The sequence below is a fragment of the Pseudonocardia sp. C8 genome (assembly GCF_014267175.1).
Taxonomy (GTDB): Bacteria; Actinomycetota; Actinomycetes; order Mycobacteriales; family Pseudonocardiaceae; genus Pseudonocardia.
In genome coordinates this window covers 1,253,161-1,268,825 of the sequence record NZ_JACMTR010000002.1, presented here as the reverse complement: position 1 = coordinate 1,268,825, position 15,665 = coordinate 1,253,161, and the positions used below count along the sequence as shown (strand labels likewise).

Genomic DNA, 15,665 nt, shown 5'->3' with positions numbered 1-15,665 from the left:
GTTCCGGGGGCGTCGTCGTCGACTCTTGCGCGGTGGCCGTCAGGCGCCGGCCTTGGCGCGCTGACGCCAGCGGGTCAGCGTCCGCTCGGTGTAGCCGTTGGGCTCGGTCGCGCCGGTGAACACCAGCTCCAGCGCGGCCTGGAAGGACTCGCTGCCCTCGAGGTCCTTCGCCATGGGCGAGTAGCCGGGCTCGCCGGCGTTCTGGTCGTCGACCACCGCTGCCATCCGGGCGAACGTGTCCCGGACTGCTCGCTCGTCGACCACGCCGTGGGCCATCCAGTTCGCGACCAGCTGGGCGGAGATCCGCAGGGTGGCGCGGTCCTCCATCAGCCCCACGCCCTCCAGGTCGGGCACGGTCGAGCAGCCGATGCCCATCCCGACCCAGCGTACGACGTAGCCGAGGATCGACTGCGCGTTCGTCTCCAGCTCGTGGGTGATCTCCTCGGCGGACAGCGCCGAGGGGTCGCCGAGCGGGAGCACCAGCAGGCCGCGCCGGTCGGCGATCCCCCGCGAGCCGAGCCCGGACTGCGCCTCGTGCACGTCGGCCCGCAGGTAGTGCAGGGCGTGCAGGGTGGCCGCGGTCGGCGAGGGCACCCAGGCGCAGTTCGCGCCCGCCTGCGGGTGACCGATCTTCTGCTCGAGCATCTCGGCCATCGCGGCGGGCTTGGCCCACATGCCCTTGCCGATCTGGGCGCGGTGCGAGAACCCGGCCGCGAGCGCGACGTCGACGTTGCGGTCCTCGTAGGTCTGCAGCCAGGTGGTGCCGCGCATGTCGCCCTTGCGCAGCACCGGGCCGGCCTGGAAGCAGGTGTGGATCTCGTCGCCGGTCCGGTCCAGGAAGCCGGTGTTGACGAAGATCACCCGCTGGGCGGCCTCGGCGATGCAGGCGCCGAGGTTGACGGAGGTGCGCTTCTCCTCGTCCATGATGCCGACCTTGAGGGTGTTCGGCTCCAGGCCGAGGACCTCCTCGACGGCACCGAACATCTCGACGGTGAGCGCGACCTCCTCCGGGCCGTGCTGCTTCGGCTTGACGATGTAGACGCTGCCGGCCCGCGAGTTCGTGTGCGGGCCCTTGTGCTGCAGGTCGTACAGCCCGGCGACGGCCGTGACCAGCAGGTCGAGGACGCCCTCGGCGACCTCCTGGCCGTCGGCGGTCCGCACGGCGCTGGTCGTCATGTGGTGGCCGCAGTTGCGGACCAGCATCAGCGAGCGGCCGGGCAGGGTCAGCTCGGAGCCGTCCGGCGCGGTGTAGGTCCGGTCCGGGTTGACCCGCCGGGTGACGGTCGTGCCGCCCTTCTCGAACTCGCTGGTCAGGTCGCCCTTCAGCAGCCCGAGCCAGGTGCGGTAGCCGACGGTCTTGTCCTCGCCGTCGACGGTCGCGACCGAGTCCTCCAGGTCGATGATCGTGCTGATCGCGGCCTCGAGCACGATGTCGGTGACCCCGGCGTGGTGCTGCCGCCCGACCGGCGTGGTCGGGTCGATCGAGATCTCCAGGTGCATCCCGTTGCGGGTGAGCAGCACCGCGCCCCGGCCGTCGGCGTCGATCGGCCGGAAACCGGCGTACTGCGCGGGGTCGGCCAGCCCGACGGTGCCGTTCGTGGTGTCCGCGACGAGCCCGTCGGTACCGGCCCGGTAGGCGGTGACGTCGCCGTGCGACCCGCGCGCGAGCGGGAACAGCTCGTCGAGCAGCTCGTCGGCCCCGGCGATGACCTGGGCGCCGCGGCGCTCGTCGTAGCCGCGGGCGAGCTCGTAGTCCCGCGGGAGCGCGTCGGTGCCGTAGTAGGCGTCGAACAGCGAGCCCCAGCGGGCGTTCGCGGCGTTGAGCGCGTAGCGCGGGACGGTCGCGGGCACGACGAGCTGCGGGCCGGCGACCTCGGCGATCTCCGGGTCGACCCGGTCGACGTCGATCGTGGGCGAGGCGTCCGGGAGCAGGTAGCCGAGATCGGCGAGGAACTTCTCGTAGTCCTCCACCGAGCCCGGCCCGTGCTCCCGGTGCCACGCGTCGATGGCGGCCTGGAGCTCGTCACGCTTCGCCAGCAGCGTGGCGATCTTCGGCGCGAACCGCTCCTGCAACCTCGCCAGGGTCGCCCAGAAGTCCTCGGCGGCCAGATCCACGTCGGACAGGAGCTCGTCCTCGACGAACGACTTCAGGTGCGGGTCGACCTGCAGCCCGGAGCTGTCGGCCATGTGAGACCACCTTCTCTGAGTTTGGTGCCGTGATTGAGGTTTTCTATCAGTGGATTAGTTATTCCGCATCATGAAAGTAGTGTCTCACCCTGCCCGGCGTCGAGCCGACGTAGGCTCGCGTGAGCGCCGTCATGCTGCCGCAGACCGAGCAGAGGGAGTGCACCGATGCCCCTGGACGCACCGATCCGTGCCGAGTTCGTGGCCCTGCTGGGTGACCAGGACGTCATCGACGACCCGGTCCGTACCCGCACCTACGAGTGCGACGGGCTGACCGGCAACCGGGTCGTCCCCGAGCTCGTGCTGCTGCCCCGCACCGCCGACGACGTCGCGGGCTGCGTGCGGATCTGCGCCCGGCACCGGATCCCGTTCGTCGCCCGCGGGGCCGGGACGGGGCTCTCCGGCGGCGCGCTGCCGGTGGCGGACGGCGTCGTCATCGGGCTGAACCGGCTGAACCGGGTGCTCGAGGTCGACCCGGAGAACCGGCGGGCCGTGCTGGAGCCGGGCGTGACCAACCTGGAGATCACCGCGGCGGCCGCGCCGCACGGTCTCTACTTCGCGCCCGACCCGTCGTCGCAGCAGGTGTGCACGATCGGCGGGAACGTCGCGGAGAACTCCGGCGGCGCGCACTGCCTCAAGTACGGCTTCACCACCAACCACGTGCTCTCCGTGGAGGTCGTCCTGCCGGACGGCTCGCTGGTCACCCTGGGCTCGGACTCCGCCGAGCAGCAGGGCCCGGACCTGCGCGGGGTGTTCCTCGGCTCGGAGGGCACCCTCGGCGTCGTCACGAAGGTCACCGTGCGGCTCCTGCGCACGCCGGAGGTCATGCGGACCCTGCTCGCGGACTTCCCGTCGGTGGCCGCCGGCGGTCAGGTCGTGTCGGACATCGTCGCCGCCGGGATCGTGCCGGCCGCGGTCGAGATGATGGACGCGCTGGCCATCGAGGCCGCCGAGGGCGCCACCGGCGCCGGGTACTCGCTCGACACGCCCGCGGCGCTGGTCGTCGAGCTCGACGGCACCGTCGAGGAGTGCGACGAGCAGTTCGCCCAGGTCAAGGAGATCTGCGACCGGCACGGCTGCACCCGGCTGCACGTCGCCGGCTCCCCCGCGGAACGGGCGAAGATCTGGCGGGGCCGGAAGGCCGCGTTCGCCGCGGTCGGCCGGATCTCGCCGGACTACATCGTGCAGGACGGCGTCGTGCCCCGGACCCGGCTGGCCGAGGTGCTCGAGCGGATCGAGCAGATGGGCAGCGAGGCCGGCCTGCGGGTCGCGAACGTCTTCCACGCCGGCGACGGCAACCTGCACCCGCTGGTGCTGTTCTCGGCCGCCGCCGGGGAGACCGAGCGCGCCGAGGAGCTGTCGTCGGCGATCGCCGAGCTGTGCGTCGAGATGGGCGGCTCACTGTCCGGCGAGCACGGCATCGGCACCGACAAGGCCTGCTCGATGCCGAAGATGTTCGGTGAGGAGGACCTCGCCGTGATGGACCGGCTCCGCTCCGCGTTCGACCCGGACCGGATCTGCAACCCGGGCAAGCTGCTGCCCACACCGCGGCTGTGCGGCGAGAAGCCCGGGCACTACCGCCCGCACCCCCTGGAGGAGGCCGGCCTGATCGAGCGCCTGTAGCCCGACCCGTCCCACCGCGCCACGAAGGGCCCGAACCATGACCCGCGCCGCCCCCACCACCCTGCGCCCGACGACACCGAAGGAGGTCCGCGACGCCGTCCTGGACACCCCCGGCCGGCTCGCGATCACCGGTGCCGGCACCGCCCGGCACTGGGCGGGCCGCCCGGCCGGGGTCGACGCCACCCTCGACCTGTCCGGCCTGTCCGGGGTGATCGCCCACAACCCCGGGGACATGACGGTGTCGGTGCACGCCGGCACCCCGCTGCGCGCGCTGCAGGACGAGCTCGCCGCCCACGGCCAGCGGCTCGCCCTCGACGCGGCCCGGGTCGCCCGCGGCGCCACCGTCGGTGGTCTCGTCGCGACGGCCGACGCCGGCCCCTCCGCACTGGTCTACGGCGGCATGCGGGACCTGGTGATCGGCGCGACGACCGTGCTCGCCGACGGCACGATGGTCCGCAGCGGTGGCCACGTGATCAAGAACGTGGCGGGGTACGACGTGGCCAAGCTGATGCACGGCTCCTACGGCACGTTCGGCCCGCTGGTGGAGGTCGTGCTGCGGCTGCACCCGGCGCCGAGGGCGACCACCTGCGTCGCCGTCGACGGGCCGGTGGACCGGGCCGCGGAGCACGTGCTGCGGCTGATGGCGAGCCCGCTGGAACCGATCGCGGTCGAGTGGCTCTCCGGCGAGCCCGGGCGCCTGCTGGTCCGGCTGGAGGGCGGCGAGCGGACCCTCCCCGCCCGGGTGGCGCGGCTGGTCGAGCTGCTCGGCGACGGCGCCCGCGAGGTGGACGGCGCCGCCGCCTGGGACGCGCACGCGGCACTGACCGCCGGCTCCGGCGCCGCGCCCGACGCCGCGGTCGTCCGGATCGGGTGCGCGCCGCGCACGCTCGCGCCGCTGATCGGGCGGCTGCCGGCGACCGCGGTCACCGCGGGCCTGGCCACCGGGGTCGCCACCGTGACCGTTCCCGCCACCGCGGTCCCCGAGGTGCACGACACCGTCGCGGCCGCAGGCGGCACGAGCGTGCTGCGGGACCGGCCCGCGTCGGCGGAGGTGCCCGCCTGGGGACCGGCCCCCTCGTCCCTGGCCCTGCTGAGGGCCGTCAAGACGCGGCTCGACCCCGACGCCCGGTTCGCCCCCGGCCGCTTCGACCCCTGGATGTGAGGCACGCGTGACCACTCCCGCCGGCTCCGCCGAATCGAAGATCCCGCAGCAGGCACCGAGCGCGTTCGACGGCGTCCACCCGCCGCAGCGCGAACTGCTCGACGACTGCGTGCACTGCGGCTTCTGCCTGCCCACCTGCCCGACCTACACGCTGTGGGGCGAGGAGATGGACTCCCCGCGCGGCCGGATCCTGCTGATGGACCTGGCCGAGAAGGGGGACATCTCCCTGGACGGCCCGTTCACCGAGCACATCGACAACTGCCTGGGCTGCATGGCCTGCGTGACGTCGTGCCCGTCCGGGGTGCAGTACGACAAGCTGCTGGAAGCCGTCCGCCCGCAGATCGAGCGGAACGTGCCCCGGTCCCGGGCGGACGCCCTGTTCCGGGACGCGATCTTCGCGCTGTTCCCCTACAAGCGCAGGCTGCGGGTCGCCGCGCTGCCCGGCGCCCTGTACCAGAAGCTGCGGACCGTCCCGGCGATCCGCGCGCTCGCCGGGAAGCTTCCCGGGCGGCTGGCCGCGATGGAGTCGCTGCTGCCGCCGGTGTCGGTGCGCGAGGCGTTCGCGCGGCTCCCGGTGCACACCCCGGCCGTCGGGCCGCGGCGGGCCCGGGTCGCGCTGCTCACCGGCTGCGTGCAGGACGTGTTCTTCCACCGGGTCAACGAGGCGACCGTGCGGGTGCTCGCCGCCGAGGGCTGTGACGTGCTCGTGCCCCGCGACCAGCAGTGCTGCGGTGCGCTGGAGGTGCACGCCGGGCGGGAGGAGTCCGCGCTGGACCGGGCCCGGCGCACCATCGCCCGCTTCGAGAACCTCGGCGTCGACGCGATCGTCACCAACGTCGCGGGCTGCGGGTCGTCCATGAAGGACTACGGCCACCTGCTCGCCGACGACCCGGAGTGGGCCGAGCGGGCCCGCGCGTTCTCCGCCGCCTGCCGCGACGTGCACGAGGTGCTCGCCGAGCTCTACGGGCGGCCCGAGTCCGAGGACGGCGGCCCGCGGGCGCCCCGCACGCCCGTCCGCGGGCGGGTCGCCTACCACGACGCCTGCCACCTCGGGCACGCCCAGGGCGTCCGGGACGAGCCGCGGGAGGTGCTGCGCAGCATCCCGGAGCTCGAGCTCGTCGACATCGCCGAGGCGGCGCTGTGCTGCGGTTCGGCCGGCATCTACAACATGATCAAGCCGGAGGCCGCGGCGGAGCTCGGCGAGCGGAAGGCCGGGAAGATCCGGGAGGCGCGCCCGGACGTCGTCGTCACGGCCAACCCGGGCTGCCTGCTGCAGATCGGGAAGTACCTGCCCGACGGCGGTTTCCGCGACATCCCGCTGCTGCACCCGGTGCAGGTGCTGGACGCCTCCATCCGGGGTGCGGCGGTCCCGCACCGGTAGCCGTCCCGGGGCGTCCCGCGTCCGGTCCGGTCTCGCCGAGATGCAGTGCAGGGTTCGACGACGATCGACACTTCGCCGTGGCCCGCGTCTCGGCGGGGATGTTCCGGGCACGGACCGGTTCGCGCGGCGCAGCACGGCGCGGCTCGGGGACGGCACGGCCGATCCGGCGACGCCCTCAGCGCGGGCGACGGCGCGCGGGGTGCGTGCGGCGGTGGGCGCGCCGCCAGGCGGTCGCACCGGTCGGGCGGCGGGCCGGACCGGAGGGACGGTCGTGGCCGGACGCGCCCGGGGTGGCCGGCGCCGGGTCGCCGGTCCCGCGCTGCCGTGCCCCCGCCTCGGCCCGCAGCGCGACGAGGTCCCACTTGAGGGCGCTGTGCGCCCGCTCCAGCCGCGCGATCCGCCGGAGCGCCAGGACGAGCAGCACCCCCGTGGCGACCACCCCCACCAGGGCGGCCCCCGCCACCACCGTCACCAGCCCCGACACCACCGCTCCGGTTCACCCGTCGTCCGCCCTGTCGGTACGTACCGTAACCGGATCCGGCCCGGCCGTCGGCCGACCGGGTGATCGACATGCGCGGCGGCGGCGATCTCGATCTTCTACTACCCTGGTTCGTGCAGGCACTGTCGCCCGCGCACCCGTCCGTCCGTACGAGGCCCGGCGCGCCGGCGGCACCTCCGGCGGTCGTCACCCGCCCACCCGGACGGCGGCGCGCGGGCGCGATCCGCGACGACCCGCGCCCGCAACGCGCGGAGGCTGTGAGGAGGCCGGAGTGCAGCAGCAGTCCACCGGTAACGGATCGACCACGCACGGCGATGGATCGGCCGTGGAGGAGAAGACCCCGACCCCCGGCCCCGCCCCGTCCTCGCGCCACTTCCCGCAGACCCTGGTCGCGATGGACCCGCCGACCCTCCCCGCCGCCAACCTCGTCCCCGCACCGGCGGAGTTCCGGCAGTTCCCCGCCCCGCAGCGCTCGGTGCCCGGCCACCCGCGGCTGCGCGACCGGCTGCGCCGGGCCCTGCTGTTCTGGCGCCGCGGCGCCTGACACCCCGGTCCGCGGCGTGTGATCAGGACCGTTCGGCCGGCAGTCGCCCGGAGGACCTCGTGAGCCCGACCACGATCGCGGCGAGCGTGACGAGCACCAGGAGCAGCAGCACCGTCCCGAGGTTGAAGCCGACGCCGTAGATCAGCACGAACGCGAGCCCACCGGTGAGCAGGCAGTAGTACGTCATCGGAACGATCGTCATCCGGATGACGTCGCCCTCCCTGCCGAGCAGGCCGACCGTGGCGGACGCGGCGACGACGTTGTGCACGGTGATCATGTTGCCGGCCGCGCCGCCGACGGCCTGGGCGGCAACCACCGTCTCCGGATCGACCCCGATGTTCTCCGCCGTGGCGAACTGGAACAGCGCGAACGTCAGGTTGGAGATCGTGTTCGATCCGGCGACGAACGCGCCCAGCGCCCCGATCCACGGTCCGAGGATCGGCCACGCCGGCCCACTGATCGCCGCGGCCCCCTCGGCGAGGGTCAGCGGCATCGACGCCAGCCCGGTGTCGTTGTGGTCCGGTCCCGAGTTGATCAGGATCCGGACCAGCGGGACCGCGAACAGGAGGGCCACCGCGGCTCCGGCGAGCTGGCCTGCGGAGACCTTCCACGCGGTCGCGATCTGCCGCCCGCCCATCCGGTGCAGGACGTAGGTCACCAGGCAGACCAGCAGGAAGACCGCGCCCGGCGAGTAGAGCGGCTGCAGCTCCTCGGAGATCCCGGTCCCGAGGATGTCGCTCGGCCCCACGGTCACGTCGGACAGCCAGTCCTTCAGCGGCTCCACGGTCCGGGTGAGCACCAGGACCAGCGCGACGACGACGTACGGCGACCAGGCCAGCAAGATGCTCATCCGCGCGCCGGCGACGCTCGTGTCCGCCTCGAGGGTGCCGGTCCAGCGATCCAGCCAGCGCTCGCGTGGGGGGAAGTCCCAGATCTGCTGCGGCATCAGGAAACCGCGGCTGGAGGTGAACATCACCAGTGCGAGGCCGATCAGGCCGCCGAGCAGCGCCGGGAACTCCGGACCGAGCAGCGCCGCCACCAGGACGTAGGGCACCGTCATGGCGAACGCCGCGTAGAGCGCGAACGGCGCGACGGCCAGCCCCTCGGCAAAGCTGCGGTTCTCACCGAAGAAGCGGGTGAGCAGGCAGACCAGGAACAGCGGGATCAGCGTTCCGGCGACGGCGTGCAGCAGCGCGACCTCGACGCCGATCGTCGAGAGGTAACCCGCGGCGTCCAGCCCGAGCCCCCCGATCCGTGCCTCGACCTCGCCGGAGCCGGCCAGACCCTGCCCGAGCCCGGTCAGCACCGGGGTCCCGGCGGCACCGAAACTCACCGGGGTGGACTGGATGACCATGCCGACCAGCACTGCCGCGAGCGCCGGGAAGCCCAGCGCGAGCAGCAGCGGGGCGACGACGGCGGCCGGCGTGCCGAACCCGGACGCGCCCTCGATGAACGACCCGAACAGCCAGCCGATGATGATCGCCTGAATCCGCCGGTCCGGGCTGATGCTGGTGAACCCGGCGCGGATGGTGGCCAGCGCGCCGCTCTGGGTGAGCGTCTGCAGCAGCAACAACGCGCCGAAGATGATGTACAGCAGGCCGATCGCGATGAGCATGCCCTCGACCGATGCCGCGACGATCGTCGTGGTGTCCATCCCCCACACCAGCGCGCCGATCAGTGCGGCGGCGACGAACCCGAGCGGCATCGCGTACTTCGCCGGCCAGCGCAGGCCGACCAGCAGGATCGCGACGACGAGGATCGGTGCGAGCGCGAGCAGGCTGAGCACGCCCAGGTTGTCCACAGTGACTTCCCCTCTGCACGCAAGCCATCCGGACGAAGGTGACGAACAGCATGATCAGGAGAGACCCTGTCACCCGTCCTGGCGCGGTCGCAAGCCCGCAGTGGAATCATGATTTCGCGAAGTGGACCCAGCCCTGGTCGCCCTCGTAGGGCCGGCCGTCCACCGTGACGGCCCGGCCCGCGTCGTCCGGGGCCTCCACCGCCCCGATCTCCACCCAGTCCGGCGGCAGCTCCGCACCTTCGGGGAAGGTCGCCGCCAGCGCGTGGTCCTCGCCGCCGGTGAGCATCCAGCGCAGCGGGTCCAGGCCCAGCGCGGACCCGATCTCGGCCAGCCGCGCCGGCACCGTGAACGACCGCGACCGCAGCCGCACCGCCACCCCGGACGCCCGCGCCAGGTGCCCCAGGTCGGCCAGCAGCCCGTCGGAGACGTCGATCATCGCGGTGGCGCCGGCGTCCGCGGCCGCCGGCCCGGCGGCGTACGGCGGCTCCGGCACCCGGTGCGCGTTCACCAGCGCGGCCGGTGAGCGGAAACCGCGGCCGAGCACCGCCAGCCCGGCCGCCGACCAGCCCAGCCGCCCGCAGACGGCCACCCGGTCCCCCGGGCGCGCCCCGGAGCGCAGCACCGGTGCGCGGCCCTGCAGCGACCCGAGTGCGGTCACCGACACGACGATCACCGGCCCGGACGTCAGGTCCCCGCCGACCAGTCCCGCCCCGACCGACGAAGCCTCGGCCCACAGTCCGTCGGCGAGCTGCTCGAGCTGGTTCGCCGGTGTCGACGACGGGCAGGCCAGGCCGACCAGCAGCGACGTGGGTACGGCGCCCATCGCCGCCACGTCGGCGAGGTTGGCTGCGGCCGCCTTGCGGCCGACCTGCTCGGGTGAGGACCAGTCGAGCCGGAAGTGCACCCCCTCGACGAGAACGTCGGTGCACGCCACCACACGGCCGTCGGCCGCGGCGACGATCGCCGAGTCGTCCCCCGGGCCCAGCACGGTCGTGTCCGGCTGGACACGGTCCGTGGTGACCCGGTCGATCAGGCGGAACTCGCCGACCTCGCGGAGTGAGACGCTCGACTCGGAACCGCCCTCGGGCGTGATCGCGGATGGGGACACGGGGGCTGCCTCCGGTAAGTTCTGCGTCCGACATTCCTGCCGCCAACCATCCGGCAGGGCGGCACGTACCGGAAAGGGGCACGCCGTGGTGCAGGCATACATCCTCGTCCAGACGGAGGTCGGCAAGGCGGCCGCCGTCGCCTCCGAGATCGGGGGCCTGCCGGGGGTCATCTCGGCGGAGGACGTCACCGGGCCGTACGACGTGATCGTGCGCGCCGAGGCCGACGACGTCGACGAGCTCGGCCGGCTGGTCGTCGCGCGGGTGCAGAACGTCAACGGGATCACCCGGACGCTGACCTGCCCCGTCGTCAAGCTGAGCTGAGCCGTGGCGAGGGCACGGTCTCGCATCTCACCGCCGGTGGCGGTGGCGATCGCGCTGCCGGTGCTCCTCGCGCTCGTCGTGGCCGGGCTGGGGGTCTACGGCCGGGCCACGGCCGGGCCGGACACCGGGCCCCTCGCCCTCCCCGCGCGGGCCGCTCCGCAGGCGGCCGACCCCCGGTGCGACGCCGTGCTGGCCGCGCTGCCCGCGGAGCTGCCCGGCGGGGCAGGGTCGCTGCCGTCCCGTGAGCTGGACCCGGCCGTACCCGGAGCGCGGGCCTGGGTCGCCGAACCGGAACCGGTGGTGCTGCGGTGCGGCACGGAGCGGCCCGCCGAGCTGGTCCCGACGGCGTCGCTGATCGTGGTGAACGGGGTGACCTGGCTACCGCTGCCGGCCCCCGAGGGCGTGCCGTCCCGCACCTACTCCGCCGTCGACCGGGGGATCTTCCTGGAGCTGACCGCGCCGCCCGGGGTCGGCCCGGGACCGCTGCAGGCCGTGTCGGACGCGATCTCACAGGCGCTGGCGCGCTCGTGAGTGGTGATCAGGGTCCTGACCCTGATAACCACTCACGAGCCCGCAGGGCCTACCGCAAACCCGTCCCGCGGGCGAGTGCGGTCTCCACCAGGGTCGTGAGCAGCTCGCCGTAGTCCAGCCCGGTGACCGCCCACATCTTCGGGAACGCCGAGCTCGGCGTGAACCCGGGCATCGTGTTAACCTCGTTGACGGTGACCTGGCCGTCATCGGTGACGAAGAAGTCCACCCGGGCCAGGCCCTGCACGTCCAGCGCCCGGAACGCGGTGATCGCCTTCCAGCGCACCGAGTCGGTGATCTCGTCGTCGAGCTTGGCCGGGATGTCCAGCTCGGACACGTCGAGGTACTTGGACTCGAAGTCGTAGAACTCGCCCGTGTAGCGCAGCTCCGCCGGCAGGCTGGCACGGACGCTGCCGTCCGGGAACTCGAGCACCGCACACTCGATCTCCCGGCCCGGGACGGCGGCCTCCACCAGCACCTTCGGGTCGTGCTCTCGGGCGGCGGCGATCGCGGCGTCCAGCGTGGCCGGGTCGGTCACCCGGGTCACGCCCATCGACGACCCGGCACGGGCCGGCTTGACGAACAGCGGCAGCCCGAGCCGTTCCCGGTCGGCGAACCCGATCTCGGTGCCGGGCCGCAGCACGACGCCGTCGGCCACGTCCAGGCCATCGGCGCGCAGCAGCTTCTTGGCGAACTCCTTGTCCATCCCGACCGCGGACGCCAGCACGCCGGCGCCGACGTACGGCACGCCGGCCATCTCCAGCAGGCCCTGGATCGTGCCGTCCTCGCCGAACGGGCCGTGCAGGATCGGGAAGACGACGTCGACCTGGGCGAGGACCTCCCCCACGGAGTCACCGGTCAGCCGGACCAGGCCGCGCCCGGGCTCCCCGGGCAGGACCAGCGCGTCGGAGTCCCGGTCGACCTCGGGCAGCTCGCGGCCGGAGATCGCCAGCCGGCGCGGGTCGGACGGCCCGGTCACCCACGCGCCGTCGCGGGTGATCCCCACCGGGATCACCTCGAACCGCTCCGGGTCGAGGTGGGTCAGCACGCTGCCCGCGGAGACGCACGAGATCGCGTGCTCGGAACTGCGGCCACCGAAGACGACGGCCACCCGGACCCGGTCGGAACTCATGGGGCACGAGGGTAGGCGCCGCCACCGAGGCCCTGCGCAGCCGGGATCACCGGGTGAGCCGGGTCAGCGCCTCCACCAGGTCGGTCCGCGTGCCGGCGGCGTACCCCACGACCAGGCCGGACGTCCGGGGCTCGCCCTCGTGGTAGCCGGCGAGCCCGCGGACGTCGACGCCGCGGTCCCGGGCCAGCGCCACCCGCTCGTGCTCGGACGGTCCGCGCAGCACCAGGTGGGCCCCGGCCGGGTCGCCGTGCGCGCTCCACCCGGCGTCCCGGGCCGCGGCGAGCACGAGGTCGCGGCGTGCGCGCAGCTCGCGCCGCAGGCGTCGCAGGTGCCGGGACAGGTCGCCGTGCGCGGCGAGCGCGGTGAACACCCGCTGACCGGCCGGCGCCGGCCGGGTCCCGGTCCGCGCACGCAGGTCCCGCCAGGCCGCCAGCACCGGCTCCGGGGCGACGACCCACCCGGCGCCCAGCGTCGGGCTGACGATCTTGCTGGCCGTGCCGAGGTGCACGACGTGCTCCGGCGCGAGCGCCGCCAGCAGCGGCAGCGGGGCGACGTCGTAGCGGAGCTCGCCGTCGTAGTCGTCCTCGATCACCAGCAGGTTCTCGTCCCGGGCCCGGTCGAGCAGGGCGATCCGCCGGGCGGCGGCCATCCGGACCGCGGTCGGGAACTGGTGGGCCGGGGTGGTGTAGACGGCCACGCACCCGGCCGGGATCGCGTCGACGACCAGCCCGTCGTCGTCGACGGGCACCGGGGCGATCCGCAGCCCGGCCGCGCGCAGCGCGCTCACCGCGCGCCGGTAGCCGGGGTCCTCGACGGCGACCGTCGCCCCGGCGGGCAGCAGCCGCGCGAGCTCGGCGACGGCGGCCGAGCTGCCGGCGGTCCCGAGCACGGCGGCCGGGACGAGTCCGCGGTGGCGCAGCAGGTGCTCGGTGACGGCGGCGTGGAACTCGGGCAGGCCGTCCGGGCGGGGTGCGTCGTCCGGGTCCGGCTCGGCGGCCGCCCGCCAGGCCCGCCGCCACATCCCCCGGTCGAGGGCCGCCACGCAGGGACGGCCGGGATCGAGCGGGTACGGCGCTCCACCACCGGGCCCTGTGGGCTTCCCGGCCGGACCGGCGGCGGGATCGACACCGGGCGACGCCGGCGCCCGGCCGGCACGGGCCGGGATCCGCCGGGCCGGCCCGGCGGGCGGGGCGGTCGGGACCGGCGGGTCCGTCCGGACGGGCAGGGCGGTCGGGACGGGCGGGGCCGTCGGGACGGCGGTGACGTACGTGCCCGCGCCGACCCGGCCCTCGGCCCAGCCCTCGGCGAGCAGCTGGTCGTAGGCGGCGGCCGTCACGGTCCGGCTCACGCCCAGCGCCGTGGCCAGGGAGCGGGTCGAGGGCAGCCGGTCGCCGGGCCGCAGCGCCCCGCCGGCCGCGGCGCCGCGCAGGCCGTCCGCGATCTGGACCGCGAGCGGCACGCCGGAGTCACGGTCGACCGTCAGGGGCGGCACATCCATCGGCCTTCTCGATTCGCTTGTGATTGGCCGTTCCAGGATGCCACTCGCCGCGTCAGGCTCGGTCCGTGACGCTCTCTCCCACCACGCTCTCCCCCACGGCACGGAGCACGCTCGGCCGGAACCGCGGCCGGGCGGCGACCGACCGCGCCGAGCTGCACGCCGTCCTCGACGAGGGTCTCGTCTGCCACCTCGGCTTCGTGCGCGACGGCGCCCCGGTCGTCCTCCCGACCGCCTACGGCCGTGCCGGCGACACCCTCTACCTGCACGGATCCACCGGTGCGCGCTACCTCGCCGGGGACACCCTGCCGTGCTGCGTGACCGTCACCCACCTCGACGGGATCGTGCACGCCCGCTCGGTCATGCACTTCTCCATGAACTACCGCAGCGCCGTCGTCCACGGTGTGGCCCGGAAGGTCACCGACCCCGACGAGCGGTGGCAGGCGCTCCGCGCGATCGTCGAGCACCTCACCCCGGGTGCGTGGGACCACGCGCGCCGCCCCGACCGGCGCGAGCTCGCCGCGACCGCCGTGTTCGCCCTGGACCTCACCGAGGCAAGTGTGAAGCGCCGCACCGGACCACCGGTCGACGACGAGGCCGACGTGCTCGCCGATCGCGCCTGGTCCGGCGTGGTGCCGATCCGCACCGTGCGCGGAGCCCCGGAACCGGCCCCCGACCTGCCCGGACACCACGACGTCCCGGCACACCTGGGGTGCACCGATCACCGGAACGGGTGACGTAGTCTCGACGGACGTGCCGGTCGCCGCCCCGCTCCCCCGCCCCGCGGCGTTCCGCCTGCCCACGACCGCTCTCATCGACGAGAACGCAGCCCTCACCGCCCCCGAGGAGGACGCGTGACGATCATCCCGCCCGCACCCGTCGAGATCGCCGGACTCGTGCCCGCCTGCGTCGAGGACTCCGGCTCCTGGTGCGCGACCGTCCACCGCCTGACCAGCAGCGACTTCATGGCCCGGCACGCCGATCTCATCATCGGCAAGACGATCTCGATCACGACGATCGTCGTGATCGCCATCCTGTTCCGCTGGCTGGCGCACCGGGCGATCGCGCGGATGGTCGACGGCGCGACCAACGGCCGGTTCACGGCGCTCGTCGGCCGGGCCCGGCGGCTGCGCCGCTCGGACCGCGGGGGCGACGCCGCGGGCAACCCACCCGGGTCGCAGCGGCGGCTCCAGCGGGCCCGGACCATCGGTTCGGTCCTGCGGTCGATCGTGTCCGCGGTCGTGCTGCTGGTCGCGGTGATGATGGTGATGAGCGAGCTGGGCTACCCGCTCGGCCCGCTGCTGGCCGGTGCCGGCGTGCTCGGCCTGGCCATCGGTTTCGGCGCGCAGAACCTGGTGCGCGACTTCCTGTCCGGCATGTTCATGCTGCTCGAGGACCAGTACGGGGTCGGCGACATCGTCGATGTCGGCGAGGCCATCGGCACCGTCGAGGCGGTCGGCCTGCGGATCACGACGATCCGGGACCTGAAGGGCACGGTCTGGTACGTCCGCAACGGCGAGATCCTGCGCGTCGGCAACATGAGCCAGGGCTTCGCGGTCGCCGTCGTCGACCTGCCGATCGCGCACAGCGCGGACGTCGAGGAGGCCACCGAGCTGGCCGGCCGGACCGCCACCGAGCGGGCCGCGCAGGACGACATCGCCGCCGACATCCTCGAGGCCCCCGAGGTGCTGGGAGCGGACCGGATCGGCCCGGAGGGCGTGACGCTGCGGATCACCGCCAAGGTCAGCCCGGGCCGCCAGTGGGCGGTGCAGCGCGCCCTCAACGGCGCGATCACCGACGCCTTCGACGACCACGGCGTCCCCCGTCCGATGCTCTACCCGGGAGGCGCCCTGAACGGTGGCTCCGCGAAGCAGAACTGAGACGAT

The 15,665-nt window shown here is 74.1% G+C and carries 14 protein-coding genes; 8 read left to right on the top strand and 6 right to left on the bottom strand.

Going from position 1 to position 15,665, the window contains the following annotated elements:
- Positions 1 to 39: 39 nt before the first annotated feature.
- Entirely contained in the window at positions 40 to 2,187 is a 2,148-nt protein-coding gene (locus H7X46_RS06575) for a malate synthase G (protein WP_186358552.1), read from the bottom strand.
- A 165-nt stretch (positions 2,188 to 2,352) separates the two neighbouring features.
- Here H7X46_RS06575 and H7X46_RS06570 point away from each other — a divergent pair, with 165 nt between their 5' ends.
- From H7X46_RS06570 to H7X46_RS06560, 3 genes are read left to right on the top strand one after another with little or no spacing between them, the layout of a single operon-like run.
- The gene (locus H7X46_RS06570) at positions 2,353 to 3,807 is read left to right on the top strand and encodes an FAD-linked oxidase C-terminal domain-containing protein (protein ID WP_186358551.1); all 1,455 of its coding nucleotides are present in this window, start codon (positions 2,353 to 2,355) and stop codon (positions 3,805 to 3,807) included.
- A 37-nt stretch (positions 3,808 to 3,844) separates the two neighbouring features.
- Positions 3,845 to 4,969, top strand: a complete 1,125-nt coding sequence (locus tag H7X46_RS06565; protein WP_186358550.1) for an FAD-binding oxidoreductase — start codon at positions 3,845 to 3,847, stop codon at positions 4,967 to 4,969.
- Positions 4,970 to 4,976: 7 nt separating this feature from the next.
- A complete protein-coding gene (locus H7X46_RS06560) occupies positions 4,977 to 6,350 on the top strand; it encodes a (Fe-S)-binding protein (RefSeq protein WP_370588641.1) in 1,374 nt (457 codons plus the stop codon).
- 175 nt (positions 6,351 to 6,525) lie between these two features.
- Here the strand turns inward: H7X46_RS06560 and H7X46_RS06555 are convergent, their stop codons facing one another.
- A complete protein-coding gene (locus H7X46_RS06555; RefSeq protein WP_186358549.1) occupies positions 6,526 to 6,834 on the bottom strand; it encodes a hypothetical protein in 309 nt (102 codons plus the stop codon).
- A 340-nt stretch (positions 6,835 to 7,174) separates the two neighbouring features.
- On the opposite strand from H7X46_RS06555, the gene H7X46_RS06550 reads away from it, so the two are divergent.
- Positions 7,175 to 7,393: a hypothetical protein gene (locus H7X46_RS06550; protein ID WP_186358548.1), complete on the top strand. Its 219-nt coding sequence runs from the start codon at positions 7,175 to 7,177 to the stop codon at positions 7,391 to 7,393.
- A gap of 22 nt (positions 7,394 to 7,415) precedes the next feature.
- On the opposite strand, the gene H7X46_RS06545 is transcribed toward H7X46_RS06550, so the two are convergent.
- Complete coding sequence (locus H7X46_RS06545; protein ID WP_186358547.1) at positions 7,416 to 9,194, bottom strand: L-lactate permease; 1,779 nt, start codon at positions 9,192 to 9,194, stop codon at positions 7,416 to 7,418.
- A gap of 106 nt (positions 9,195 to 9,300) precedes the next feature.
- Positions 9,301 to 10,302, bottom strand: a complete 1,002-nt coding sequence (locus H7X46_RS06540; protein WP_370588640.1) for a thiamine-phosphate kinase — start codon at positions 10,300 to 10,302, stop codon at positions 9,301 to 9,303.
- Positions 10,303 to 10,387: 85 nt separating this feature from the next.
- On the opposite strand from H7X46_RS06540, the gene H7X46_RS06535 reads away from it, so the two are divergent.
- Together H7X46_RS06535 and H7X46_RS06530 are read left to right on the top strand one after the other, a co-directional pair.
- Positions 10,388 to 10,624 (top strand): Lrp/AsnC ligand binding domain-containing protein, encoded by a 237-nt coding sequence (locus tag H7X46_RS06535; protein WP_186358545.1) that lies wholly within the window; start codon positions 10,388 to 10,390, stop codon positions 10,622 to 10,624.
- Positions 10,625 to 10,660: 36 nt separating this feature from the next.
- Positions 10,661 to 11,155: a DUF3515 domain-containing protein gene (locus H7X46_RS06530; protein ID WP_186358544.1), complete on the top strand. Its 495-nt coding sequence runs from the start codon at positions 10,661 to 10,663 to the stop codon at positions 11,153 to 11,155.
- A 49-nt stretch (positions 11,156 to 11,204) separates the two neighbouring features.
- Here H7X46_RS06530 and H7X46_RS06525 read toward each other — a convergent pair whose 3' ends face one another.
- Together H7X46_RS06525 and H7X46_RS06520 are read right to left on the bottom strand one after the other, a co-directional pair.
- Positions 11,205 to 12,284 carry a D-alanine--D-alanine ligase family protein gene (locus H7X46_RS06525; RefSeq protein ID WP_186358543.1) on the bottom strand — a complete coding sequence of 360 codons (1,080 nt, stop codon included), beginning with the start codon at positions 12,282 to 12,284 and terminating at the stop codon, positions 11,205 to 11,207.
- Positions 12,285 to 12,330: 46 nt separating this feature from the next.
- Positions 12,331 to 13,782 (bottom strand): PLP-dependent aminotransferase family protein, encoded by a 1,452-nt coding sequence (locus tag H7X46_RS06520; protein WP_186358542.1) that lies wholly within the window; start codon positions 13,780 to 13,782, stop codon positions 12,331 to 12,333.
- 65 nt (positions 13,783 to 13,847) lie between these two features.
- Between H7X46_RS06520 and H7X46_RS06515 the strand changes: the two genes are divergently transcribed.
- Positions 13,848 to 14,516 (top strand): pyridoxamine 5'-phosphate oxidase family protein, encoded by a 669-nt coding sequence (locus H7X46_RS06515; protein ID WP_186358541.1) that lies wholly within the window; start codon positions 13,848 to 13,850, stop codon positions 14,514 to 14,516.
- A gap of 117 nt (positions 14,517 to 14,633) precedes the next feature.
- Positions 14,634 to 15,659, top strand: coding sequence for a mechanosensitive ion channel family protein (locus H7X46_RS06510; protein WP_186358540.1), 1,026 nt, complete (start codon positions 14,634 to 14,636; stop codon positions 15,657 to 15,659).
- The last annotated feature ends 6 nt before the right edge of the window (positions 15,660 to 15,665 follow it).